This is a genomic window from Pinibacter soli, assembly GCF_029961145.1.
Classification (GTDB): domain Bacteria; phylum Bacteroidota; class Bacteroidia; order Chitinophagales; family Chitinophagaceae; genus Pinibacter; species Pinibacter soli.
Window position 1 is genome coordinate 474,584 of sequence record NZ_JASBRG010000003.1, and the last position, 22,731, is coordinate 497,314.

20 protein-coding genes are annotated in these 22,731 nt (G+C 41.7%); 9 read left to right on the forward strand and 11 right to left on the reverse strand.

Annotation, left to right across the window (positions count from 1 at the left end; translation table 11 throughout):
- The first annotated feature begins 129 nt into the window (after positions 1-129).
- From QJ048_RS06330 to QJ048_RS06340, 3 genes are all read left to right on the forward strand, one after another.
- Positions 130-1,260, forward strand: coding sequence for an NAD(P)/FAD-dependent oxidoreductase (locus tag QJ048_RS06330; RefSeq protein WP_282333494.1), 1,131 nt, complete (start codon positions 130-132; stop codon positions 1,258-1,260).
- A gap of 63 nt (positions 1,261-1,323) precedes the next feature.
- Positions 1,324-1,677 carry a hypothetical protein gene (locus QJ048_RS06335; RefSeq protein ID WP_282333495.1) on the forward strand — a complete coding sequence of 118 codons (354 nt, stop codon included), beginning with the start codon at positions 1,324-1,326 and terminating at the stop codon, positions 1,675-1,677.
- A gap of 35 nt (positions 1,678-1,712) precedes the next feature.
- A complete protein-coding gene (locus QJ048_RS06340; protein WP_282333496.1) occupies positions 1,713-2,144 on the forward strand; it encodes a PepSY-like domain-containing protein in 432 nt (143 codons plus the stop codon).
- 101 nt (positions 2,145-2,245) lie between these two features.
- Here QJ048_RS06340 and QJ048_RS06345 read toward each other — a convergent pair whose 3' ends face one another.
- From QJ048_RS06345 to QJ048_RS06390, 10 genes are all read right to left on the reverse strand, one after another.
- The gene (locus tag QJ048_RS06345; RefSeq protein ID WP_282333497.1) at positions 2,246-3,010 is read right to left on the reverse strand and encodes an SDR family NAD(P)-dependent oxidoreductase; all 765 of its coding nucleotides are present in this window, start codon (positions 3,008-3,010) and stop codon (positions 2,246-2,248) included.
- 147 nt (positions 3,011-3,157) lie between these two features.
- Positions 3,158-3,643, reverse strand: a complete 486-nt coding sequence (locus QJ048_RS06350) for a DUF983 domain-containing protein (RefSeq protein WP_425607785.1) — start codon at positions 3,641-3,643, stop codon at positions 3,158-3,160.
- Between the two features lie 3 nt (positions 3,644-3,646).
- Positions 3,647-4,522, reverse strand: coding sequence for an AraC family transcriptional regulator (locus QJ048_RS06355; RefSeq protein ID WP_282333498.1), 876 nt, complete (start codon positions 4,520-4,522; stop codon positions 3,647-3,649).
- Between the two features lie 268 nt (positions 4,523-4,790).
- Positions 4,791-6,332: an arylsulfatase gene (locus QJ048_RS06360; protein WP_282333499.1), complete on the reverse strand. Its 1,542-nt coding sequence runs from the start codon at positions 6,330-6,332 to the stop codon at positions 4,791-4,793.
- A 410-nt stretch (positions 6,333-6,742) separates the two neighbouring features.
- Positions 6,743-8,092, reverse strand: a complete 1,350-nt coding sequence (locus tag QJ048_RS06365; protein ID WP_282333500.1) for a BatD family protein — start codon at positions 8,090-8,092, stop codon at positions 6,743-6,745.
- The gene (locus QJ048_RS06370) at positions 8,086-9,846 is read right to left on the reverse strand and encodes a VWA domain-containing protein (RefSeq protein WP_282333501.1); all 1,761 of its coding nucleotides are present in this window, start codon (positions 9,844-9,846) and stop codon (positions 8,086-8,088) included. Before QJ048_RS06370 ends, QJ048_RS06365 begins: the two co-directional genes overlap by 7 nt.
- Positions 9,843-10,826, reverse strand: coding sequence for a VWA domain-containing protein (locus tag QJ048_RS06375; RefSeq protein ID WP_282333502.1), 984 nt, complete (start codon positions 10,824-10,826; stop codon positions 9,843-9,845). Before QJ048_RS06375 ends, QJ048_RS06370 begins: the two co-directional genes overlap by 4 nt.
- Before the next feature lie 38 nt (positions 10,827-10,864).
- The gene (locus tag QJ048_RS06380; protein WP_282333503.1) at positions 10,865-11,335 is read right to left on the reverse strand and encodes a DUF4381 domain-containing protein; all 471 of its coding nucleotides are present in this window, start codon (positions 11,333-11,335) and stop codon (positions 10,865-10,867) included.
- Positions 11,336-11,502: 167 nt separating this feature from the next.
- Positions 11,503-12,456, reverse strand: a complete 954-nt coding sequence (locus tag QJ048_RS06385; protein WP_282333504.1) for a DUF58 domain-containing protein — start codon at positions 12,454-12,456, stop codon at positions 11,503-11,505.
- A 29-nt stretch (positions 12,457-12,485) separates the two neighbouring features.
- A complete protein-coding gene (locus QJ048_RS06390; RefSeq protein WP_282333505.1) occupies positions 12,486-13,445 on the reverse strand; it encodes an AAA family ATPase in 960 nt (319 codons plus the stop codon).
- A 453-nt stretch (positions 13,446-13,898) separates the two neighbouring features.
- Between QJ048_RS06390 and QJ048_RS06395 the strand changes: the two genes are divergently transcribed.
- From QJ048_RS06395 to QJ048_RS06420, 6 genes are all read left to right on the forward strand, one after another.
- Positions 13,899-14,483, forward strand: coding sequence for a hypothetical protein (locus QJ048_RS06395; RefSeq protein ID WP_282333506.1), 585 nt, complete (start codon positions 13,899-13,901; stop codon positions 14,481-14,483).
- A gap of 107 nt (positions 14,484-14,590) precedes the next feature.
- A complete protein-coding gene (locus tag QJ048_RS06400; RefSeq protein ID WP_282333507.1) occupies positions 14,591-15,232 on the forward strand; it encodes a hypothetical protein in 642 nt (213 codons plus the stop codon).
- Positions 15,225-16,355, forward strand: a complete 1,131-nt coding sequence (locus QJ048_RS06405; RefSeq protein ID WP_282333508.1) for an AAA family ATPase — start codon at positions 15,225-15,227, stop codon at positions 16,353-16,355. Before QJ048_RS06400 ends, QJ048_RS06405 begins: the two co-directional genes overlap by 8 nt.
- Positions 16,328-17,068 (forward strand): hypothetical protein, encoded by a 741-nt coding sequence (locus tag QJ048_RS06410; protein WP_282333509.1) that lies wholly within the window; start codon positions 16,328-16,330, stop codon positions 17,066-17,068. The genes QJ048_RS06405 and QJ048_RS06410 overlap by 28 nt, the downstream gene beginning before the upstream one ends.
- On the forward strand, positions 17,068-19,653 hold the full coding sequence (locus QJ048_RS06415; protein WP_282333510.1) for a ribosomal protein L7/L12: 2,586 nt from the start codon (positions 17,068-17,070) through the stop codon (positions 19,651-19,653). The genes QJ048_RS06410 and QJ048_RS06415 overlap by 1 nt, the downstream gene beginning before the upstream one ends.
- Complete coding sequence (locus QJ048_RS06420) at positions 19,637-21,352, forward strand: hypothetical protein (protein ID WP_282333511.1); 1,716 nt, start codon at positions 19,637-19,639, stop codon at positions 21,350-21,352. Before QJ048_RS06415 ends, QJ048_RS06420 begins: the two co-directional genes overlap by 17 nt.
- 279 nt (positions 21,353-21,631) lie before the next feature.
- Here QJ048_RS06420 and QJ048_RS06425 read toward each other — a convergent pair whose 3' ends face one another.
- Positions 21,632-22,606 (reverse strand): two-component regulator propeller domain-containing protein, encoded by a 975-nt coding sequence (locus tag QJ048_RS06425; protein ID WP_282333512.1) that lies wholly within the window; start codon positions 22,604-22,606, stop codon positions 21,632-21,634.
- Positions 22,607-22,731 lie beyond the last annotated feature (125 nt).

Genomic DNA, 22,731 nt, shown 5'->3' on the forward strand with positions numbered 1-22,731 from the left:
TATGGTCCTCACTATGAAACCATAGCTCAATAGATATTCAACAGATGAACGAAATGCGACGCAACAATGCTTAATCCGTGTTACAAATGTTCGTATCAAAATCTATCATAAACACCATAACTAAACAAAATGAAATTACGCGTAACTGTTCTCGGCGCTGGTTTCGGCGGTTTGGAACTCGCCACTTTGCTCTCTGAAGCATTAGGCGAGCAGCTTAATCTTACACTGATTGACCAGCATGATTCCTTTTATTTTGGTTTTTCAAAACTGGATGTAATGTTTGGTCATCAACGGGCTGATGCAGTAAAAATATCCTATAGCAGTATTGCAAAGCCCGGCGTGAAGTTCCGCCAGGAAACAATCACAGCGATTGATCCCAACACAAAAAAGGTTACAACTAACAAAGCAAGTTATGAAGCTGATGTGCTGGTAGTGGCACTTGGCGCCAACTACGACATTGCCGCTACGCCCGGCCTCGCTGAACACGGGAATGAATATTACACGTTTGAAGGCGCCGAAAAGTTGCGTGACATTCTTCCCCGTTTCAATAGCGGCCACGCGGTTATAGGCGTGTGCAATGCACCATTCAAGTGCCCGCCTGCGCCAAGCGAAGCTGCCTTAATGCTACACGATTATCTTACAGGCCGTGGTGTGAGAGATGCTTGCACGATTAGTATTGTTATACCATTTGGCCTACCCATTCCGCCGTCACCGGATTCTTCGAAAGCTCTGCTGTATGCATTTGAAGAGCGCAATATTCGCTTTATTCCTCAAAGGAAAGTTGCATCAGTTGGTACCGGCAAAAAGATCACATTGGATGACGGTACGGAGTTGCCTTGCGATTTGTTGCTTGGCATTCCGCAACACGTTGCGCCTGCTGTAGTGCTGCAAAGCGGTCTGGCGGAGAACGGCTGGATACCTGTCGACAGGCTGAACTTGCGCACAAAATTTCCAGGCGTGTATGCCATTGGTGATGTAACAAGTGTGGGAACACCCAAGGCGGGTGTGTTTGCAGAGGGTGCAGCGAAAATAGCAGCAACATCGATCATTGATGTATTTCATGGAAAAGAAAATGAGTCGCCTTATACCGGAGCCGGTTCCTGCTATATTGAATTTGGAAAAGGAATGGTGGCAAGGGTAGATGTTGATTTCTTTTCAGGTCCTAAGCCTTTCGGCATACATCACCAGGCTTCGGAAGAATTAACTGTAGATAAAAAACTTTTTGGATCAAGCCGGAAGCAACGCTGGTTTGGTTTGTAGTGCTAATAGTCAACAGGGCGAACGCAATTCGCCACAACACATTAACCGTTAAATATTTTCAAAATGGCAACTTATTTAATTGAAATCCCGCATTCAGAAAGCTCATTCGAATGCAAACAAATTATCAAGCTGTTTGTGGAATCTGGTTCGCATTTGCTGGCAAAGGCCTATTGGGGCTGCAAAGAAGGTGTCCATAAATCATGGTTCATCGACAACTTTGACAGCAAGGAACAAGTGCTGCAAATCATCCCACCGCTTTTGAGGCATACAGCTACAATTGTTGAGTTGACAACGTTTTCAAAAGCAGATATTGTGCACTTTGCTGAAGAACATACACATTGCTTCGATATTCTTTGTTCCATTAAATGCCAAATATCTTCAACATTTATCCAGAAAAAATGCAGAATCGACTATTAGTTTGGTGTTTTACTTAAACATTTAAATTCTTAAAAATGAGATTCTATTTAATGATGGCTGTTGCTTCACTTGTAGCGCTTACTGGTTTTTCACAGGAAAAGAAAGAGAAAAACGTGAAGGCGCCGGCCGCCGCTGAAGCTGCTTTTAAGAAAACATTTCCAACTGCTACTAAAGTGAAATGGGAAAAGGAAGGAGAGAATTACGAAGTGAATTTTTTAGATGGTAAAAAAGAAATGGCCGCAGTGTATGGCGCATCTGGTAACTGGATAGAAACTGAAGAAGAAATTGCGGTGAGTGCACTGCCGGCGGGTGTTGACGCATACATTAAGCAGCAGAAAAAGGGCAGCATAAAAGAGGCGTCTAAAATTACTAAGGCAAACGGGGAAATTAATTATGAAGCGGAGGTGAACAAACAGGATCTTGTATTTGATAAGGACGGAAAGTTCATCAAAGTGGAGAAAGATTGATACATGGGAATCTGAATAACCGAATAACTGAATAACTGAAGCTGAAAATGCATCTTACGCATGGACCTTCAGTTACTCAGTTATTCGGTTATTCTCTGGGTCTACAAGTTCACTCCACCTGAAACTTCGATGCGCTGCGCATTGATCCATCTTGCTTCTTCAGTGCAAAGGAACGCTACAACGCCACCAACATCATCTGGCAAGCCAACTCGTCCCAACGCTGTTACGTTCGCGATGTGGTCATTGATCTCTTTGTTGTCTCTTACACGGCCGCCGCCAAAGTCTGTTTCGATTGCTCCGGGAGCTACCACGTTTGCTGCAATTCCTCTTGCTCCGAGTTCTTTCGCAAGATATCTTGTCAAAACTTCAATAGCACCTTTCATAGAACCATACGCAGACGAGCCTGGGTAGGCAAAGCGTGCAAGGCCAGATGAAATATTGATGATGCGTCCTCCATCATTAATAAACGGTAATGCCTTCTGTGTAAGGAAGAAAACACCTTTATAATGAATGTTCAGTGCGTTGTCGAATTGTTCTTCAGTAGTTTCTGCAAATGGTGAATACAGGGCCGTTCCGGCGTTGTTGATAAGAAAGTCAAAATTTGTGCTGCCGGTGGTATCTTTCAAATGTCCGGTCACTTGTTTGAAAAAGTTGTCAAACGATTTTACATCACCGGCGTTCAATTGAAAAGCAGCAGCTTTTTGTCCAAGCGATTGTATTTCAGCTACTACTTTATCGGCTTCTTCTTTGTTGCTGTTGTATGTTAATACAACGTCTATTCCTTTATTGGCAAGGCTTATAGCCATGTTTTTTCCTAATCCGCGACTGCCACCTGTTACCAATGCTACTTTACTTTTTGTACTCATTGTATTTGAATTTTGATATTGCAAAGTTCAGTCTATTTTCAACCATCTTACTTGCAAGTATCAATCCAATGTTTGCAAAAATCAAATTAGGTTGTGAGTTATGAGTTTTGGGTATTGAGTTAGAATCCGTTACTCAAAACTCCATGCCTACCAATTTTCTTCCTGTGCGCTATTCAAACGCTCCGGTCTCTCTGCAGGATGAAGTCTCCAATCTTTATCATAACGAGCAAAAAAACTCAACCAGCCTCTTCTTGCAAGGCGCATTAGATAGGGCTGTAAAACAATTAATACAACTGCGTTGATGCCGATCCAGTAGAACAATCTGTGATCTCCGTCTGCGAGACTAAATCCAATCAATACCCACCATGCTACGAACGTTGCCACACTCAGTGCAACTGTAAAAGCATAGCTGATATAACTTGAGCCGTAATAAAAACCCACCTCAAGATTGAATGGCTGTCCGCAAACGGGACATGTCTCATTCATCTTCATTGTTTCCTTTAGCTGATAAGGATTTTTATTTACAAACATATCTCCCTGTCTGCATCTCGGACATTTGCATTTTGCAAATGCAGGAAGTGATGCTGAAGGTTTTTCATTCATCATGTCTGTTGTGGCAATTATTGTTTTCATAACCTATTTATATTTATTTCTAAAAACCTCCGGCGTAACGCCTTCGTATTTTTTGAAAAATTTTGAGAAATAAGAATTGTCTTCAAAATTCAATTCATTGGCAATGCCAGAAATATTTATCTCGGCATTGATCAGTAAACGTTTTGCTTCCAGCAAGACACGGTTTCTGATCAGTTCGCCTGAGGAACTTCCTGTAAGGTCCTTGCTCAATGCGTTCAGGTGATTGGGTGTAACATACAGCATTGCAGCATAATCTTTTGTTAGCCTGAACTCTTTGTAATGTTCTTCGATCAGTTGCTGAAAGTTGCGAAGTAAAGTTGAGTTGTAACGGTTTGTTTTTGTTTCTGCTTTTGTTGTGTAACGTTCCGTTTCAATGAAAACCTGTATCAGGCAAACTCTTATCAAGTCATCTTTCATTTCGTTGGATGTGTTGCTTTCGTCAACAATCGTCTGTAGCAGCGTATGCATTTTTGGTCTCGCGACTTTGGGAATCATTACCACCTGCCGATTGGCGATGCCTGCAAAAAAGCTGAACTTCTGTAAATATTTTGCATCTGCGAGCAATGCATTAACATAGTGATCTAAAAAATTAATGATGAATCCTTCAGGCTCTGCTTTAAAATCCCAGGTGTGTATTTGTCCCGGATTCATGAAATAAATCTGACCTGCTTCCACAGGAAACCTTATAAAATCAATGGAGTGATTTCCTGTTCCTTTTGTAAAATAAACGAGATGATAAAAAGAATGCCTGTGCGGAAAATGAAGGTCCTTGTGGACTTCCAGATAGTGACTGAAATGATCCGCAATGATGTCATTTGATAATGTGGCGTTATCGTTCAGGCTGCAAATGCTGTATGTGGGAAGATTTGGTCGGGCCATTGCCATACTGTTGGTCTGACTGCAAAAATACCTAACAGCATTGGCACTTTAAGGCACAATTGAAGGGCGCAATGGTATTTTTTACGCATTAGAGATTTGATATTTGAAATTTGAAATCATTTCTGATTCATACTGATTGCTGAATGGGGAGTAAATTTTGGTTCAGCATCTTAGTAAAAAAGCACGTCAATGTTTAGTTGACATGCTTTTTCTATTCAAATACTCACGCTGTTAATCTCAAATCTCAAATTTTAAATTTCAAATTGAGCTAATTCTTGATCTGTGGTTTAGGCAATGCCTCTATCACCTGGTCGATTGAGAAAGTTGCCGGTGCCTGACGAGGAGGAAACTGTTTGTATGTGGCAAGATATTTTGCGACTTTTTCGACAGCCGGCAATATCATGAATGCATGTTTCATGGCCCAGTCTTCATATTTCGCAGCGTTGTCAGGAGAATACTCGTACGGATCTGACAATAGGTCTATCATTACCGGAGCTCTCATGTTTGTCATTGGTACGCGCCATATTTCCATGCCTTTCGCATCTTGTCTGGCAAACTTGTACTTAAATCTGTCATCACGATAAGCTACAAGGTGGCCGTCATCATCAAAGTATACAAACTCGTGACGGGCGGTTGTTGTTTTGCCACTTAAATATGGAACCTGGTTGTAGCCGTCCAGATGCACTTTGAAAGACTTGCTTCCTTCCTTCGCACCACTCGCTACACTGGCAGGTAAATTAGCATCTCCACCTGCTGCTGCAACCAACGTTGGTAACCAATCTTCTGCAGAAAACAATCCTGTGAAATTGGTGCCGGGCTTTACAACCCCTGGCCAGCGGATAAGGCAAGGCACTCTGAATGCGCCTTCTGTTTCCATATCTTTTTCGCCACGGAAAGGAGATGAGCCTCCATCGGGCCACTGGTTCTTCATAGCGCCATTATCGGTAGAATAAATAACGATGGTGTTATCGGCAATTTTGTTGTCTTCTAAAAACTTCAATAGGTCGCCCACCATTGCGTCATGTTCAGTCATACCATCTGCCTGTGTTCCCAATCCTGTTTTACCTTCCGATGCAGGCTTAAGGTGGGTAAAGATGTGCATGCGTGTACTGTTGAACCACACAAAGAATGGTTTGTTTGATTTGATCGAACGGCTCATGAAATCTTCTGAAGCTTTCAGAAATTCTTCATCAACAGTTTCCATTCTTTTTTTTGTGAGCGGACCTGTATCCTCTAGTTTGCCATCTGCTGTGGAATGTATGACGCCGCGTGGCCCGAATTGTTTTTTGAATTCAGGGTCCTTCGGATAGTCTGGATTTTCAGGCTCTTCTTCCGCATTCAGGTGATAAAGGTTGCCAAAGAATTCGTCGAATCCGTGAGCAGTAGGTAAATATTTGTCCTGATCGCCCAGGTGGTTCTTCCCAAACTGACCACACATGTATCCAAGTGGTTTCAAAAATTCCGCAATGGTTGGGTCTTCTTTTTGCAGGCCCACAGGTGAGCCAGGCAGGCCAACTTTTGTAAGACCGGTGCGGAAAGGACATTGCCCTGTAATAAACGCCGCACGGCCCGCAGTACAACTTTGCTGCCCGTAATACTGCACAAACACGCCGCCTTCGCTGCCTATCCGGTCAATATTAGGGGTCATGAAACCCATGAGCCCACGACTGTAAGCACTGATATTTGATTGTCCAATGTCATCTCCGAAAATAACAAGGATGTTCGGCTTCTTCTGAGAAAAAGACAAATTCCATGTAAGCACGCAGCATAGCATCAAAGCTGTGCCTGCCATTGTTTGTTGATTGTTCATTCTCATTATCGAAAGATTTTTATTGTTTAACGCAGAATGCTTTTGTTTGTTCGGAGGTTATTATAATTGAATAACTGAATAACTGAGTAACTGAATAACTGAAGTGTTGACTAATTGAATCATTGAATTATTGAAGCAGCTTTCGTCTTTGAAATGTTCATGAAAAAGCAACAACACTTCATCGTCATTGCGAGGCCGGCGGAGAAAGAATAACTGCATTACAAAATGCAAGATCGAATTACAGCGTGTAGCCGAAGCATCCCAATTATTCAATCTGGATTGCTTCGCCCACTTCTTGGATTGCTAAGTTTGTTTTGATTATTCAGGCATTCGTAATCCGCAGGGCTCGCAATGACGATGCGGCTTTTTTAATGACTCAATTATTTACACACCTCAGTTATTCAGTCTTGTCACTCCCACAATTTCTGATGCTCGGAAATCTTGTTGGCCAATTGATCATTTGCCAGTCTTTTTTTCTTTCTGTATTTCTTTATTTCAGATTTGAGTTGCTTTTGCTCTACACTTCCTGATCCGTTTTCACCTTCGTACAAATCCTTGTAAATAGCATCCAGTTCTTTTTTTATAGATGGTTCTTTATCATGTATAAATGTTTCTGTTGCGGATGCTGATTTGTTCGCTATGCCAGATCTGTCCCACCACTGGTATAAGCCATTGATGACCTTACTTGCGTTGTTCGGGCTCCGCATAAACTTGTTGAACCAGTGTTGCTCACTGTTCAAATAATTGCGGCGTTTCTGTGTGGCCCATTTTACAATGCTTATTATGAGGCGTACAACAACATACAATACTGCGATTGCTACCAGGGCATAAAGGCTGAACCAATACCATGGAATACCATAAATTAAATACGGACCTTTTTTCTTTTCCGGCGGCTTTGCTATTTTCTGCGTGGTTTTTAAACTATCTTTTAAAGTAGTAAGAATGCCGAGGTTCGGATTTTCTTTGACGTGTATGCTTACAGAAACTGTTGACTTTTCATACTTTCGACTGTTATTGGGATTCCACCATGTAACCTTAACAGGAGGAATCTGAAAATCGCCGGCTTTCTCGAGCAAGTAAGTAATGCTTTCTATTCTTCTCCCGTTTGCATCGTTTTCATTGCGTGTATCCTGCAACTCTGCATCATCTGGGTAAATGCTTGCCCAGTCAGGCTTTTCCTTTGCTACTTCCGGAATGAACTGTGGCAGCGTACCGCTCGCATCTATGGTAATGGTTCTTACAATAACATCGCCGACTTTTACATCACGAAGCGATTTGTTCCATCGCTCGGAAATGTTTACGCCTTTTGCTACGAACCAATTATCCGTTTTAAGACTTGCAGGAACGTCTCTTACAATGATCTTTTGCGGAGCTGTTGCTAACGTCACTTTCTTGCTTTCGGAGCTTCCTTCCGGTGGAGTAGTGGCCCCAATGTGAATAGGCGGAATGGTAAAAGTGCCGGCTTTGTAAGGGAAGACGATAAAATAAAATTCAAGTCCTGCATATTGTTTGTCCCCAACAGTAAACATGCCTGATTGTGTTCTGTCAAACGGAAGAATAAATGCACTTGGTATTTGAATATTGTCAAAATCGAGCGGCGCGGTGTACCATGTTTTGGTAAGCACGCGTATGGTTACGCGAAATGGTTCCTGCACGTACACACTATGCTTGTTCAGTTCTACACGTGCAAAGCAATCCTGTGCGTTGGAATCAATGCCAATAAAGCAAAGCAAAATGGATATGGCGATATATTTTACCAAGACTCTTTTTCAGGTTTTACATTTTTGTAATAGCGCATCTTTTGTATCTCAAATCTTCTGTGTAGAAACTCGCCGGGATCAGCGTTTGTTTTTTGCATCAAAATTTTCTCCGATGTTGATTCCGGTTTTTGCATTTTAAAATCTTTCGGAGGAAATGTAGCTTCCTTGTATTTGTGCACATCGCTCTGCACTTCATCCGTTACGCGATTGCCGAATTTTGGAATATTTTTCACTTGTGTGTCTGATGAAAGCTGCTCATCATCTGATTGAGCTTTACGTTCTTTTAATGGATCTTTTTTCGCCTTCTTTTTGTTTTCTGCCACCTGTTTTGTGTTTTTATTTGGATCAAATTTTACCAGAGAATCAACTTTCATTTTTTCGTGTTTTGCTTTGGCGATGCTACTATTGGCCCGTTCCCTGAGTGATGGATCAAGGATTGCGGCGTTCTCAAAAATGGTTTCCGCTTCTTCGTATCGTCCCATTTTTGCAAGTGCTAAGCCGCGATTGTATTGTCCCGTAGCGGAGCTGTCCATTTCAAAAAGTTCTGCTGCAGTTTGGTAGTCGCCTGCTTTAAAATAGGCCACTGCTTTTTGTGTATTGTCGTCAAATTTTTCTGCAGCAGCAGTGTAATCTTTTGTATCGGCATACAACTGGCCCTGGTAATCTTTCGTGTACCACCAATCCGGGTGCTTGCTTTTTAAACCGCAGGAGGAAAACAACAGACAAGTTAACGGCAACCAGCACCACTGGATCACCCACCCTTTTCTGAACCAGAATGCAGCAATTACAAGCATTGGCAAAATGAGTAACCAACCCATATCATCCCAGTCTTTTTCATCTTCTTTTTTATCTTTTTCAAAAATGAGCTTATCGCTTATTCTTTTTGCAATGCCTTCCACATCTGATTTGTCAAGTGTTATGGGCGTTATATTGATTTTGTCGTTTTGCTGAAGATTGGCAAGAACAGTTGGATCCTGTTTTGAAACAATGCTTGCATGGCCCGGAATAGAAGCTCCGTTTGGCGTTGACAATAACAGTATTTCCAGATGATGAACACTGCTGTTTATATAATTGCTTAGCAAAATGGCATCATCGGAGTTAATAGCATCCGTCATTAAAAGAATGGTGCTTGGTGCAACAACCCTTTGCATCATCGTGTCTACGATTTGCAGCAGTATCTGCACATTCGTTCCTTGTACCGGCATCTCTCTGTTGGCAAGACTTTGCGCATGATGTTTGATGATTTTGTAATCACTTGTAAATGGCAGAACGGGATGCGCCGTTCCGGCAAATGCCACCAAACCGGCTCTGGCTCTTGGATTGGCATCAACAAAATCCGAAATTTTAAACTTTGCTCTTTCAAGTCTGCTCGGTTCAATGTCTTTTGCCAGCATGGATTGTGAAAGGTCAAGAACGATCAAAACAACAGCCTGTATTTTTTCGCCGGGTATTTGTTTCTTCTTCCAGGTAGGGCCCGCCAAACCAATGATGCCTAACGATGTTCCAATAATGAAAAGAAGCAAGGGTAAAATAATTGCCCAGGGACTGCTTTTCGTAAACATATATTTTCTTAAAGGAGCAGCAATCATGGTCTTCCATTTCTTTCTTTCTTTATTGCCAATGATCAACAGCAAAACAATAACTGCCAGCACGAAAAATAAGTACAGCGCCTTTGGACGCAGGAAATGAAATTGCGTCCAGTCAATACCTTTGATAATATTTTTAAGTTCTTCTATTTTTTCTTCAATGTTCATGCGTGTCTCCTGAAAAGATTTACGATGCCATTTAAAAAATGAAACAGCAAACCAAGTCCAATCGCTGCTGCCAATGGATACATGTACAGTAGCGTAACGGGTTTATAGCTTTCCTCTTCGTACTCTACAGGTTGCATTTTATTAAGCTCCGCGTATACCTGCTTCATTTGTCCCTCATTCATTGCATTGAAATATTTTCCGCCGGTTACATAAGCAATATCTCTCAGCGTTTTTTCATCAAGATCATAACCGCCGCTGCCTTTCGCCTGTCCAATGCCGAGTGTGTAAATGGTGATGGAATCTTTTCTCGCCGCCTGTGCCGCGTCCAGAGGAAGAATTTCTTTTCCTGCATCGATGCCATCCGTTAATAGCAGCATTACCTTTTGTTTGACAGTATCTTCTTTAAATACTTTTATGCTAAATGCAATTGCTTCGCCAATGCTCGTCATTTGTCCGGCCATGCCCACTTCTGTTTGATCAAGCAACCAATTGATGGTTTCAAGATCTGTCGTTAATGGTGCTTGTAGGTAGGCATGGGTGCCAAACATCACGAGTCCTATCTGGTCGCTTTTTCTTTCTTTTATAAAGTCTTTCATCACATACTTTACGGCCTGCCAGCGGGTCATTCTCCTGCCATTCATTACCCAATCGGTTTGCGCCATGCTGAATGAAATGTCGGCAGCTATCAGGAAGCTTCTAACTGTTTTTGTTTTCTTCGCGGGTTTTCCAACATAGCGTGGCGATGATGCAGCGCCTAGCAAACATATCCAGCACAAAAAAAGACATATCCAACCCAATATATTTCTCCGGGAAACCCATGCGTTTCTTTTTGGTCGCTGACCGGAAACCCTTGCTGCACGGTCAAAGAACGGCGCGATCAATGAAGCTCTCCGCCTACGCATAGCAGGCAGCAGCCAGTACAATAGTAGCGGCAATGGCAGTAGAAAAATGACCCATTTATAAGCGATTTCAAAATGCATTTTGGTGGCATTGTTTTAGTGAATACCGTACATCCTCTCTATCTCTTATGTTTTCTTATCCAGTCTTTTGTTTTGCTTACAAACAACGTCGCTTGCTCTGCAGGTGGCGGTGAAAACGTGTACACATTATTTGCAAGCAATGATGCATCATTTGTATTGAACGATTTTTTGCGCCATTTCGAATTCATATAGTTGATCCATTCTTCGCCGCGTAAACCGGCAACAGTGTGTCTTCCATAGGTAAACATAGCTACGCGTTTTGCAAGCATATTAGTTTCGTAAATGAGATCAGTATAATTATTGTTTGCAGCATACATGCCTTCAATTTCCTGTAAACTTTTTATTGCTTCACGGCGATAACGGTTACGGATATAATGTCTTACGAATAGCCAGGCAATAACGATAAGAAGCAACAACAGTAATGCTCCCAGCACGTACCAGCCAGGTGTACTGTAACTGAACTTCACCGGTGCAGGTTCTATTAGTTGTCCAAATTGTGTTTCGTTCATTGTTGTCTGGTTGGTTTATTGATTGCGCTTTGGTAACAATAATTACTATAAAATTTCAACGCTCAACGATTTTGAAAATCTCGGAGACTAAGACCTGACAGGTTTTCAAAACCTGTCAGGTCTGGTGCAGCCTCACTTCGGTGCAAGGAGACGCGTTCAACGCGTCTCTACTGTTTCAATTTTTTACCAAGCACATCCATTATCTGATCTTCTACTGTTTGCATTGTATTAAAGAAAACTACCGGTATTCTGTAATGCCTCATGTCATTGATCAAATGACTTTGCATGTCTTGAAAATCATCGCTGTATTTCCTACCCCAATTCCTTTTATTGTTTTGCCAGTTGATCTGTCGTCTACCATCACCTAATATTAATTTGCCGTCAGGCAAAGCTTCATCTAGTGCATCGTAAACGTGTATCACAATCACGTCGTTGTGATAGCTTAGGCTTTTCAGTAAATGCCGCGTCTCATCATTGATATAGGTGAAATCACTGATCACTTCTATAACATAATCATGCGTAACAATAGAATGTGTTCGCCTGAGCATTTCATTTAGTCTTGAAACATCCGGCTTTATCGTTTTTCTTTCGGGTAATAATTTGTTTTTGTTTACGATCAGTTGAAGAAAGTGTTGCACAAGCGCTTTGCTTCTTTTAGGAGCAATATGATCATAGGAGTCTTCATTGAAAATTAGTCCACCCACGCGGTCACCGCGTTTAATCGTATAGAACGCACCCAATGCCGCTGCATGTGCGGCCGTAACTGATTTTACAAAACGCTGCGATCCAAAGAACATATAGCTGCACTGGTCGAGTATGGTAAATGTTGGTCTTTCTTTTTCTTCATTAAATATTTTGGTATGCGTTAAACCTGTTCTTGCGGTTACACGCCAATCAATATTTCTTACGTCATCTCCGGCAACATATTGACGTACTTCTTCAAAGTCTAGACCACGGCCGCGTAGCTTCGATGCATGTCTGCCGGCGAGTATCGAATAAATAGGGTGAGAGGGAAGCAGGTTCTTTGCTTGCACAAGATATTCGTACCGCATGAGATCTTGCAGGTTGGTGGCGACTTCGGGAGGATAGGCTTGTTGTTTATTTTTTTTAAAGCCGAACATTTTTTCGATTAAGAATTAGGAATTAGGAATTAAGTGACTGATACAACCTTTAAAAGTTCATCGATTACTTTGTTGGCGTTTACGCCGTCGGCGTTCGCTTCGTAACTAAGAATGAGGCGATGACGAAGAACGTCATGCACAATGAAACGAATGTCGTCGGGGGTTACGTAATCTCTGCCATCTAGCCATGCGACGGCTCTTGCGCATTTGTCAATGCTTATTGTACCGCGTGGACTTGCACCATAGCTGACCCATCTTTCGATATCCTTGTTAAACTGACCGGGATAACGTGATGCCGTTATGATGTCCACAATATATTTTTCCGCAGGCTCTTTTACCTGTATATTACTGATCTCTTTTCTTGCATCGAAGATTACATTTTGCGGAATGATTTCTTGCTGCGCTGTATTGCCTTTCGATTCTTCACGCACTAACCGCATGATTTTCGTTTCGTTGTCGCTATCGGGATAAGTAATTTCAATTTTCATAATAAAGCGATCGAGTTGCGCTTCCGGCAAGGGGTACGTGCCTTCCTGTTCTACCGGGTTTTGTGTGGCAAGTACCATAAACAGCGGTTCCATTTTATGCGTTTTGCCCGCAACAGAAACCTGTCTTTCTTCCATTGCTTCAAGTAACGCGGCCTGCACTTTGGCGGGCGCACGATTGATCTCATCGGCGAGAATAAGATTGCTGAATATGGGCCCGGCCTGGAACACGAATTTTTCTTCTGCCTGCGGCTGATAAATTTCTGTTCCCGTGATATCAGAAGGAAGTAGGTCAGGTGTAAATTGAATACGACTTAGTTTGCAATCAAGATTTCTCGCAAGACTTTTTACTGCTCTTGTTTTTGCGAGGCCCGGCAGACCTTCCAGCAATACATTGCCATCTGTGAGAAGCCCTATAATTATCTTGTTTACTACATCATCCTGTCCTATTATGGACGCGTGTATGCGTGAGCGTAATGCTTGCACCTGTTCTAATGCTGACATAGGCAATGTTTTTACGAAAGGTAAACTGCTCATCAAATTGACAATTAAGCCATTATGGTTTTGTGAGGCAGCTATATGATGTTATAACAACATTGCTTTGAAATGGTTGTGAGGGAAGGAACGCCCGCCTGAATGAAATTCTTTCGGGCAGGCAGATTTTCAAGATTGTGATGATTTGAGAAGATTTTTGAGTTGAGCTTCAATTTCGGTTTAAAAATCGTGCGATGGATTAATGCCCTACGGGCAATAATGTGCACGTTGTCCTAATTTCTATTGATATTATTTCCCTACGGGAAAGGTTCTCTTGCCCGTAGGGCATCAATGTCGTAGAAAATATTGCAAAGACTTCCTTTTGTCCGCAGGACAAAAACTTGGTATTGATTGAATGTTTCTTTCAAGATGCAGATAATAGAATTTAGTTTTATCCGTTGATCTGATTGTTAACTCTCTATTATGAAATCGTTCGCCGCTATTTTAATTAGCATTATTATATCAATGTCTTGTTTTTCGCAAGTACAAAAAACGCCTGATAAATATGTTGACGGTAAGAAAGAAGGGTTGTGGACGGAATATGAATGGCTTTATACATGGATGGATTCAACTGGACAATTTTATGTCGCATATAATCTCCATTTTGCTCCACTACCTGCTTATTGTGAAGGTTTTTATAGTGCAGGGGTTAGAGTAGGTTATTGGAAAACATTTCAACTGGATTTGGTTTCGGCAGAAAATGGTAAAAGAGAAATGAGAAAAGGAAGTTTGGTTTCAGTGCTTGAGTATACTGATGCTAATTCTTGCAGTTTGTACGTCGAATATTACAAGAACGGGAACATGAAGGTACTGGGGCAATTTCAGGAAATCCCGGTTAATAGACCCGATACTGTTGTGCAAATCCCTGACTGGATAGCTGATCCGAATGGTAATATTTTAAAAGACACAATAATTCATACCACCAGCGTAACGCGGCCATTCGGCAAATGGTATTATTTCCGCTCCGATGGGAGCGTAAAAGAATTGGATATGGCAAAACTGCCTTGATTTAGGTTGGTTGCATCTTTTGTCCTATTTTCACAGTCTATATCGTTGCTCTCAAATGAGAGTATGTAGAAAGCAGTTTATAACTGTATTTCACAACCCTTAGGCCCATGGAAAAGAAGTATTTTTTAAAGATGATACAACATCTTCGTGTGGAAGAACAAGTGATGTTGTACGGAAACCTTTTCGAGACATCTTCAGATGAAGAAGAAGTTTGTTCATTTCTCCAAACCGAATATCAGCAAGAATCTTTAACGCATCCATTTCAATCTCCATCATTTGATGGGGCCGCTGCATTGTGGGGCGCAAGATTGATATACAACGCTGCTCAATTGCTTTTATACAGGCAAAACAAGCCCAATGATCTTATTGCCTTATTTCCGGATTTTCAAAATGAAGTGACGCCTTCGGCAATAGTGTCTGCTGATCTGTGCCTGCGTTTTTTGCCAGATGTAATTGCGCCCCTAAGGTTGATCGATGGTGAAGATCAGCTGATCGGTATATTGGAAAATCATTTGAAGATTTGGCATTTTTCTGCGGTTAAGTCTGAACTTTCATTTGATGCACTTGATTTTACATTGATCTTGTCCAATCCTTGTATCAAGAGGCTGTATGTGGATAGAGTTATTGAGTATAAGAAATTGAAACTTGCATTTCATCCTTCATTGAAACCATTGGTGCAGGCGAGTCTTGGCATGTATGCTGATGTTTTTTGGAACAATTTTAAAACAGAACTTTTAATAAATGAGTAGCATAGAAAAATTAAACCAGGTTCTATCTCATGTAAAAAAATCCTATGTTGGTAAAGATGAAATAGTGGACCTGCTTGGTCTTTGCCTTGTGGCAAAAGAAAATGCTTTTTTGCTTGGCCCTCCCGGCACAGCAAAAAGTGCGATCATCCGATCGTTGTCAAATTGCATTGAAGACGGAAAGAACTTTGAATACTTGCTTACAAGGTTTACTGAGCCGAACGAAATTTTTGGCCCGTTCGATATCAGAAAGTTAAAAGAGGGCGAGCTGATCACCAATACGGAAGGCATGATGCCAGAGGCTTCTATGGTGTTTCTTGATGAAATATTCAATGCTAATAGTGCCATTTTGAATAGCTTGCTTATGGCGCTGAATGAACGCATTTTCAGAAGGGGTAAAGAAACAAGAAAACTGCCGGCATTAATGTTTGTGGGTGCCAGCAACCTGTTACCGGAAGATGAAACATTGAACGCGTTGCTTGACCGTTTTTTGATCCGCATAAAATGTGATTATGTAGATACTGACCTTCTCGAAAAAGTGTTGCTTGCCGGTTGGAAACTGGATGGCAGCAACTATGAGGAACAGCCTTCGATCACACCCACTGAAATTATTGAGTTGCAAAACCAACGGCGCCAGGTGGATCTGTCGGCAGTAAGAAAACAGTATGTCGACCTCGTACATAATCTTCGTAACACCGGCATTAAAGTGTCTGACCGTCGTGCGGTTAAGATACAAAACCTTATTGCGGCAAGTGCTTTGATCTGCAACAGAACCGTTGCTATAACGTCTGATCTTTGGGTGCTGAAATACATTTGGGATACGGAAGAGCAGATTGAAATTCTCTCCGGCATTATTGATAATATTATTGAAAAACATGTCGACAATGAATCGCATCCGCAGGCAACGTTCAATAAAGCACCAAACGCAGAAGAGCTTGTAAAAGAAGTGCTGATCTTGAAGAACAGATGGGAAGTGAACGGTCTTTCTTTCGAAGAGCAAAACGTAATTAAAGATAAGCTGCGTTATGTACAAACAAGAAGCAATTGGATAAAGAGCAATGAACACAAGCAGCACATACAGACAGAAATAGAATCATTATGGCAAAAAATGCTACAGACAATTTAACCTTCTTTGTGCTTGTGAATGCTGATGAGAAGGAATGTCTTGGCGGGATCCGCGATTGGCTAAATCTTTCTGTCGGTTTCGAAGGAAATGATATATGGGTAAAAGGATTTGACTATGCACAGATCAATTCACTTGAGATAAAAAGCATTCCGTTCAAAAGCATTTTCTATACGAATGGCGATAGTAGAAAACTATTTCCGCAAGGCAGTTTGCTGCCGCAAAGAGCCATTCCTGCTTTGTTGTGGACGCCTATGGAAAGGGCACTGCCGGTAACATTGCCATCATTGAACCATAATTATTTCGGGATAAAAGACAAGGCGGCGATATCATTGGAGCGATCAGAAACGGAACGTGAAGCGGTAGCGATGTATGTGTATATGGACGAACTGTGGAACTATATTGAAACAGCCCCGGCTATTCGTTTGCAAGCTTTGCAATGGGTGATTGTCGATCATGATCATGCGTTTATTATTGGCAAACCATTGCTGCCTGTACATGGCGAAGTTTACTGGCGACAAAATGATTTTTTTATTCCTGCCGGTTACGATTTTGATTTGCCCGGTACAACAGATTTCATAAACACAAAGATCAATATTGACGGAAGTAAATGGATCGTGTGGAATGCCGATGGTTCTTATTTCACGATAGACAAAGAAATGCTTTCGCTATTGTCATTAAGTTCGTTCCGGTTAAGTTTAAACAGTTTTAAATAGTGGACACGCAGTTACAATATTGTCAATCGTACAGAAAATATTTCTGGCAGTGGGAAGATAACGCCACCGTTATTACCATTCCGGACAGCAATACCATTGCTTACAAAGACTATGTTGTAAGCGTTATAGGTTATTTACATCCGCAGGGTTTGCCGCCGTTTGGTTCGTTGTTGGCTGCAATAGCAGCGACCAATGCAAACGGAAGTTATTCAGTTGATGCCATATATAGTTGCTTTCTGCAGGATCTGAGAAAAGATTACGATGATGCGTTTTCCTTTCTAAAACTGCTGTGGGATCTTCCTGCAGAATACAAAACAGGAGGTAAAAGAATACAGGTTTTCCAGGCAATATTTCATGGCTGCCATAACAGTTTAGCGCTTGTAAAATCGAAGGAGATATATAGACACCATGTACAATCTCCGGCAAGATTTGAGCAGTGGCAGAAGCAGGAAGGATTTTCAAAGCAGATTTTCGAAAAGGAATTTCGCACGTTGAATGTTGCAGCGAAAAGATTTCCTACAATAGACTCGATACTCAAGCGGGTAGCAATGTTGCCGGAGATAACGGATGATATACTTGAACTTGAACCTCCGGACAGCACAGAGGTTGTTAGCGTCGAGAAGGATCTCATGGAGCAGTTGCTGGAGCATTCAAAAACATTTCATGCCGCAGCATTGATAAAAAGATTGTGGAGCGGATTAAACATTCCGTTTCATAATTATTTGCCAAGTCAGCAGCCATTGGGAGGTGTATCTGACATCAGCAATAAAGGCGATTTTAATAGTCTGCTTATTTCCGAATTTGCGAATGACGACATCGTGTTTTTATCGAGGCTCGCCAACAACGAAGCGTTGTATATTAACCGCGAAGTGCCGCCAACAAATAACGAGCATGAGCGCATCATACTGATAGATGTTTCCATTAAAAATTGGGGAACGCCGAAAACCATTGCATTTGCTCTCATGCTGGCAATTGCCAAACATCCTAAAACAGATATTCCGTGCAGGGCTTACGCTGTGGGCAAAAAATATTACCCGCTTTCTTACGAGAGCATTCACACGATCATCAGCGGATTAGAAGTATTGGATAGTTGCCTGCATGCATCTGAAGGATTAGAGTTGTTCTTTAAAGAGCACACTAAAATGAAAAATGTCGAAGTGTTCTTTGTTTCTTCGGAAGATGCTATAAAAGCCGCACCAATACAAAAGACATTGCATGAATTGCACCAGCATTTTTCCTATTGGATCAATGCAGATGCGGAGGGCAATGTAGACATTTACAAACGGCAAGCAAGCAGCAAAAGGCATATGCAGCATCTGCTGTTGCCATTGAAAGAACTTTGGAAAAAAACGGATGCAACAGTCAAACAAGATGCTGTTGAACACGCGGATATGCTGAAATCCAAATGGCCGATTTTATTTTGCCATCCCGGAAATACACGCTACACATTATCTACAGACGATGGTGAAATATTTTTGATTAGCGATAACGGTTGCCTTTTGCGTTTGGCAGATAAAAACAGCAGTTATGGAGAAACGGGCTTTGAGTTGATCTATACTGGTTTGCCGGCAGGAAGTATTATTTATGAAATGGGTGTTACAGACAACGGACAATATTATTTGCTCGGCTTTCGCGAACATCGCAAGAATCTTTTCATTGTTCATCTCAGTACCGGCCAGGTTGCGAAAATTTTGTTTGAAGAATGGCAGCCAAAGTATCGTAGGAATTTCTTGTTTCACAAAAAAGCATTTTATTATTTAACGCAACACGACCATTTGAAAATTGATGTTGATGGTTCAATTACCAATGCTGGTATGGACGCACCGGATTCAAGCAGACTTTATAATGAGCGGGCAGGAGCGTTGGATAAGCTAAAACAAAAGATATATTTCTCAGAAAGCATTTTGAAAAATATCAAAACTATCTTCATCAACAACAATGGCAATCTTGTGGTTAATGATCAAGAGTTGTGTATAAGTATGAATAACATCATTAGTTTTCTGCAATACAGAGAGACTATGGCTGTTGGCGCGACTACGTTTCGTTTTCCTGCGGGACGAATTGATGCGACATCTAATGATAAGGAAACGTTTGTCTTTCCCGACGGTAGCACCGTGCAGTTGAACCGCCTTGGAATGTTGAGACTACGAAGCAGTGATAGTAATATCGCTGACATTTATGTGCCTACTAATCTTAAATATCAGCTGGGTGTGGCGACAGATAAAGTATTTGCAGGGAAAGAGTTTTATTTTAATGAAAGAAGGTATGATTTGGTTTTGAAACATTTTACTCAAAATCACGTCGCTATCATGAGAGCAACAGAGGATTTTTTGAAGTTATCGTTAGGTGACGCCCGACGACTACTAGAGGGAGATGGAGCTAAAACAATTTACAGGAATGCCGGTTTTGAGAAAGCTGAAACATTTATGCGCATTTTGCAGGATGCTGGCGCAGAAGTAGAGATGATTGAAAATCCTTCTTCCGTTGGAGAAAATGAATTAATTAAAATCAGTTCGCGGGAGTTTTTTACAAAATACATTGAACAGTTCACTTCAGTAATTCGTGCACATGCAGTTAAGAATTAAACCATACAACAAAAATGCTTTTCCTTTAAAAGCCTTGCTGATAAAGGGAGATAGCGTCAGGCACTGGGTAAGTGAAATACATGCGCTCGGTTTATCACTAAGTGAAGTGGACGCATACCCTGTGCCGGGAAGCAGCGCTAATACAGTGTTTGGTTGTTTTGTATTGCTGCACAGCAACAAAAAGCTTTCGGATCTGCGCATGCATGAGCAGTTTCAGTCGGTAAGAGATTTGTTGTTCATTCCTTCTTTTTCAACATTGTTTCCTGCCATGTCGGAGCAGGAGTTGCGGAAACTTTTTTCCTCATCGAAATATTTTATTCATCCTGAAACCGGTTTGGTTGAATTGCCTGAACCTATTGACTGGAGCGAACTTTTGATCGTGCCTGTCGAAAAATGCAGGGAGATTGAAAAACCGCAGGATGCAGTTTTTATACCACGTAATGTGGATCGTTTCCAAATAAAAGCAATGCCACCAGAGGATGCTTTGCAGGAAATGGAAGATCAGGTTTTTCCTAAGAAAAAAGAATTTGAGGACAAACCGCTGAATCTTTTTGAGAAAGGTAAATTGCTTTTTTATAAACTTTTGTTTACAGGTAAAGAAGGCAAGCAGGGAATGTTTGATGGAAGCGACATAAAAATGCCGGCTTGGCTCAGCAAATTGTGGCCGGGTTTTGGCGGTACGTGGTTCGATAAAATGCAGGAAGACTTTGCTGATCTTGAAGAAAGAAATAAGCGGAAAGTCGATAAGCTTATGGAGATGTTGGAGAACGACCCTGAAGAGGCTTTGCGATATGCTATTCCTATTGATCCGGAAGGCAGGGGAAGAGGCCAGATTGGCAATGCAGCACTTGATTTTTTTACAAGAAGAAGCAATTTCTCCTTGTTCGGCACCGATGGAAGGTCTGGCTCCGGTTACGCAGTCGATCTCGGCGACGCTATGTATGATCTGCAGCGCCAATACATAAAAACTGCAGAAGAACTGAAGAGAAAAGGTGACTATGAGAAAGCTGCGTTTGTTTATATGAAGCTTTTAAAAAACTATGTCAAGGCAGCCGAAACGCTTGAGGAAGGACACAAGTACAATGAAGCTGCATCGATATATCTGAAGCATGCCAATAACAAAACAAAAGCAGCACAATGCTATGAAAAGGGCAACATGACAATGGAGGCCATTGAATTGTACAAAGAATTAGAGGCGAACGAAAAAGTCGGCGACCTGTATCTCACGATCAATCATCGTAAGGAGGCCAATATTTATTTTGAGAAAGTTGCTACGGCTCACATTGATTGTGCAAGGTTCCTGAAGGCGTCAATTGTATATAGAAGCAAGATGAACGATCCTGAGGCAGCACAAAGTGTTTTGCTTAAAGGCTGGCGGGCACACAGAGATGGGAATAATTGTCTCCGCTGTTATTTTGATAACATTGCTGATACAAAAGAGCTGGGTCGTGAAATTAATGCGATCTACAAGAATGATGTAAGCGAAGCCAATGTTGACAATTTTCTTGATGTCATCAGGCATGAGTATAAAAAGAAAAACGAGCTGGCGGAAAATATCAGAGAGATTGCGTACGAAATAATTGCTGCAAGATCACAGTCCGATCCTTCGATTGTTGTCACATTAAAAAACTTTAATGAAAACGATAAAGAGCTGCTGAAAGACGCGGTGAGATTTAAATTGAACAACAAAGGCAAGTGAGCACGCAGATGACGCTGATTGGCCTGATTTACACTGATTTTTTGCAAATGCATGGGCACACGGATAACACGGATTTGACAGATTTACACGGATGTTTTACCACAAAGGTCGCGAAGTAGCATCACTCGAATACAGTGTTACAGCAAAAAGCGCAAAGGAAGTAAAGAGGAGTTTCTTCTTTGCTTCCTTTGCGCCACCTTCGCGTCCTTTGCGGTTAAAAAAAGAACCGTAAAAATCAGCGAAAATCAGTTAAATCAGTGTCATCTGCGTGCTCCCTCATCACTCGTATGTCACCACGCCACTATACAAAGTGCCTATCCATTTTTTGCCTTTTGTATCCGCGGTCATGGAGAGAATGCCTGAGTGTACACCGGGAATAACGAGCGGGGAGTGGCGTTCATTTTCCACCTTGTATAAATAATTACCGCCCACCCAGGTCACATCATTTTCGCACACCAATGTTTTGAAACCACCGCCGTTTTCCGGAGTAGACATTTCTTCCCACTGGCTGTTTTTTTGACGGATCACGTTTTTAACGGACGTGCCGGAAAGTGCAGCCAGCACATTATTATTGTTATCGACGGTCAATGCATTGGGAAACGCTGATGGATATCCCATTTCAGGTAAACGGAACGACGTCCATTTATTATTCTGCCATTTCTTAATGCTACCGGTAAAAGCAAAGCTGTTGAATGTGCCCACCCACAGGTCGCCGTTTTGATCAGCACTCATAGAGAGAACAAGATCACTTCCCGCATCGATCACCTTCCAGTTTGTTTGAGCAGAAATGCCCGCAAGTTCGCCGCCTTCAAAACCGATCCACACGGTTTTGTTCACTTTGTTATAAGTCATACAGGTTACTGCGTTGCTGGAAAAGGGGCTGTTTTCGATTGTAAAAATCTGCCAGTTTCCATTGTCGTATCTGGCCACGCCTTTGTCTGTACCGATCCATATAATATTTACTTCTTCCACGGCAATGGCTCTGATGAAGGAAGAGGGTAGTGGAGAGTTGGAAGTGTCGAAAAACTTCCAGAAGCCGTTTTCCAGGTAAGCAAGTCCTTTGGGAGTGCCGGCCCATGCAATGTTATTTTTGTCAACGGCAATTGCATTGATCTGGTTGTCGGGTAAACCAGAGTTAGTGGTATTATAAATTACCCATTCATCTTTTTGCCCCGGGGGCTCATTCAGCAAGTCTGTTTTTTTGCATCCTACACATAGCGAGATCAGCAAAAACAGGTAAACAATTTTTTTCATTCAAGGTGTTGTTTTAAGGTCATGGTGTCTGACAATTTTTTTATCTAAACCGTTTTCTCGGATAAGGAATTTTTTTTATAAGATATGGGAGCGGTTGGGAATAGTCCCGGAGAAACGAAAATCAG

Excerpts from the sequence above, each read along its gene's own strand:
- QJ048_RS06390 (WP_282333505.1), bottom strand. The coding sequence starts at position 13,445 with ATGTCAGCATTAGAACAGGTGCAAGCATTACGCTCACGCATACACGCG.
- QJ048_RS06380 (WP_282333503.1), bottom strand. The coding sequence starts at position 11,335 with ATGAACGAAACACAATTTGGACAACTAATAGAACCTGCACCGGTGAAG.
- QJ048_RS06350 (WP_425607785.1), bottom strand. The coding sequence starts at position 3,643 with ATGAAAACAATAATTGCCACAACAGACATGATGAATGAAAAACCTTCA.
- QJ048_RS06425 (WP_282333512.1), bottom strand. The coding sequence starts at position 22,606 with ATGAAAAAAATTGTTTACCTGTTTTTGCTGATCTCGCTATGTGTAGGA.
- QJ048_RS06355 (WP_282333498.1), bottom strand. The coding sequence starts at position 4,522 with ATGGCCCGACCAAATCTTCCCACATACAGCATTTGCAGCCTGAACGAT.
- QJ048_RS06375 (WP_282333502.1), bottom strand. The coding sequence starts at position 10,826 with ATGCATTTTGAAATCGCTTATAAATGGGTCATTTTTCTACTGCCATTG.
- QJ048_RS06345 (WP_282333497.1), bottom strand. The coding sequence starts at position 3,010 with ATGAGTACAAAAAGTAAAGTAGCATTGGTAACAGGTGGCAGTCGCGGA.
- QJ048_RS06420 (WP_282333511.1), top strand. The coding sequence starts at position 19,637 with ATGCAGTTAAGAATTAAACCATACAACAAAAATGCTTTTCCTTTAAAA.
- QJ048_RS06410 (WP_282333509.1), top strand. The coding sequence starts at position 16,328 with ATGGCAAAAAATGCTACAGACAATTTAACCTTCTTTGTGCTTGTGAAT.
- QJ048_RS06370 (WP_282333501.1), bottom strand. The coding sequence starts at position 9,846 with ATGAACATTGAAGAAAAAATAGAAGAACTTAAAAATATTATCAAAGGT.
- QJ048_RS06340 (WP_282333496.1), top strand. The coding sequence starts at position 1,713 with ATGAGATTCTATTTAATGATGGCTGTTGCTTCACTTGTAGCGCTTACT.
- QJ048_RS06405 (WP_282333508.1), top strand. The coding sequence starts at position 15,225 with ATGAGTAGCATAGAAAAATTAAACCAGGTTCTATCTCATGTAAAAAAA.
- QJ048_RS06400 (WP_282333507.1), top strand. The coding sequence starts at position 14,591 with ATGGAAAAGAAGTATTTTTTAAAGATGATACAACATCTTCGTGTGGAA.
- QJ048_RS06330 (WP_282333494.1), top strand. The coding sequence starts at position 130 with ATGAAATTACGCGTAACTGTTCTCGGCGCTGGTTTCGGCGGTTTGGAA.
- QJ048_RS06395 (WP_282333506.1), top strand. The coding sequence starts at position 13,899 with ATGAAATCGTTCGCCGCTATTTTAATTAGCATTATTATATCAATGTCT.
- QJ048_RS06335 (WP_282333495.1), top strand. The coding sequence starts at position 1,324 with ATGGCAACTTATTTAATTGAAATCCCGCATTCAGAAAGCTCATTCGAA.
- QJ048_RS06385 (WP_282333504.1), bottom strand. The coding sequence starts at position 12,456 with ATGTTCGGCTTTAAAAAAAATAAACAACAAGCCTATCCTCCCGAAGTC.
- QJ048_RS06360 (WP_282333499.1), bottom strand. The coding sequence starts at position 6,332 with ATGAACAATCAACAAACAATGGCAGGCACAGCTTTGATGCTATGCTGC.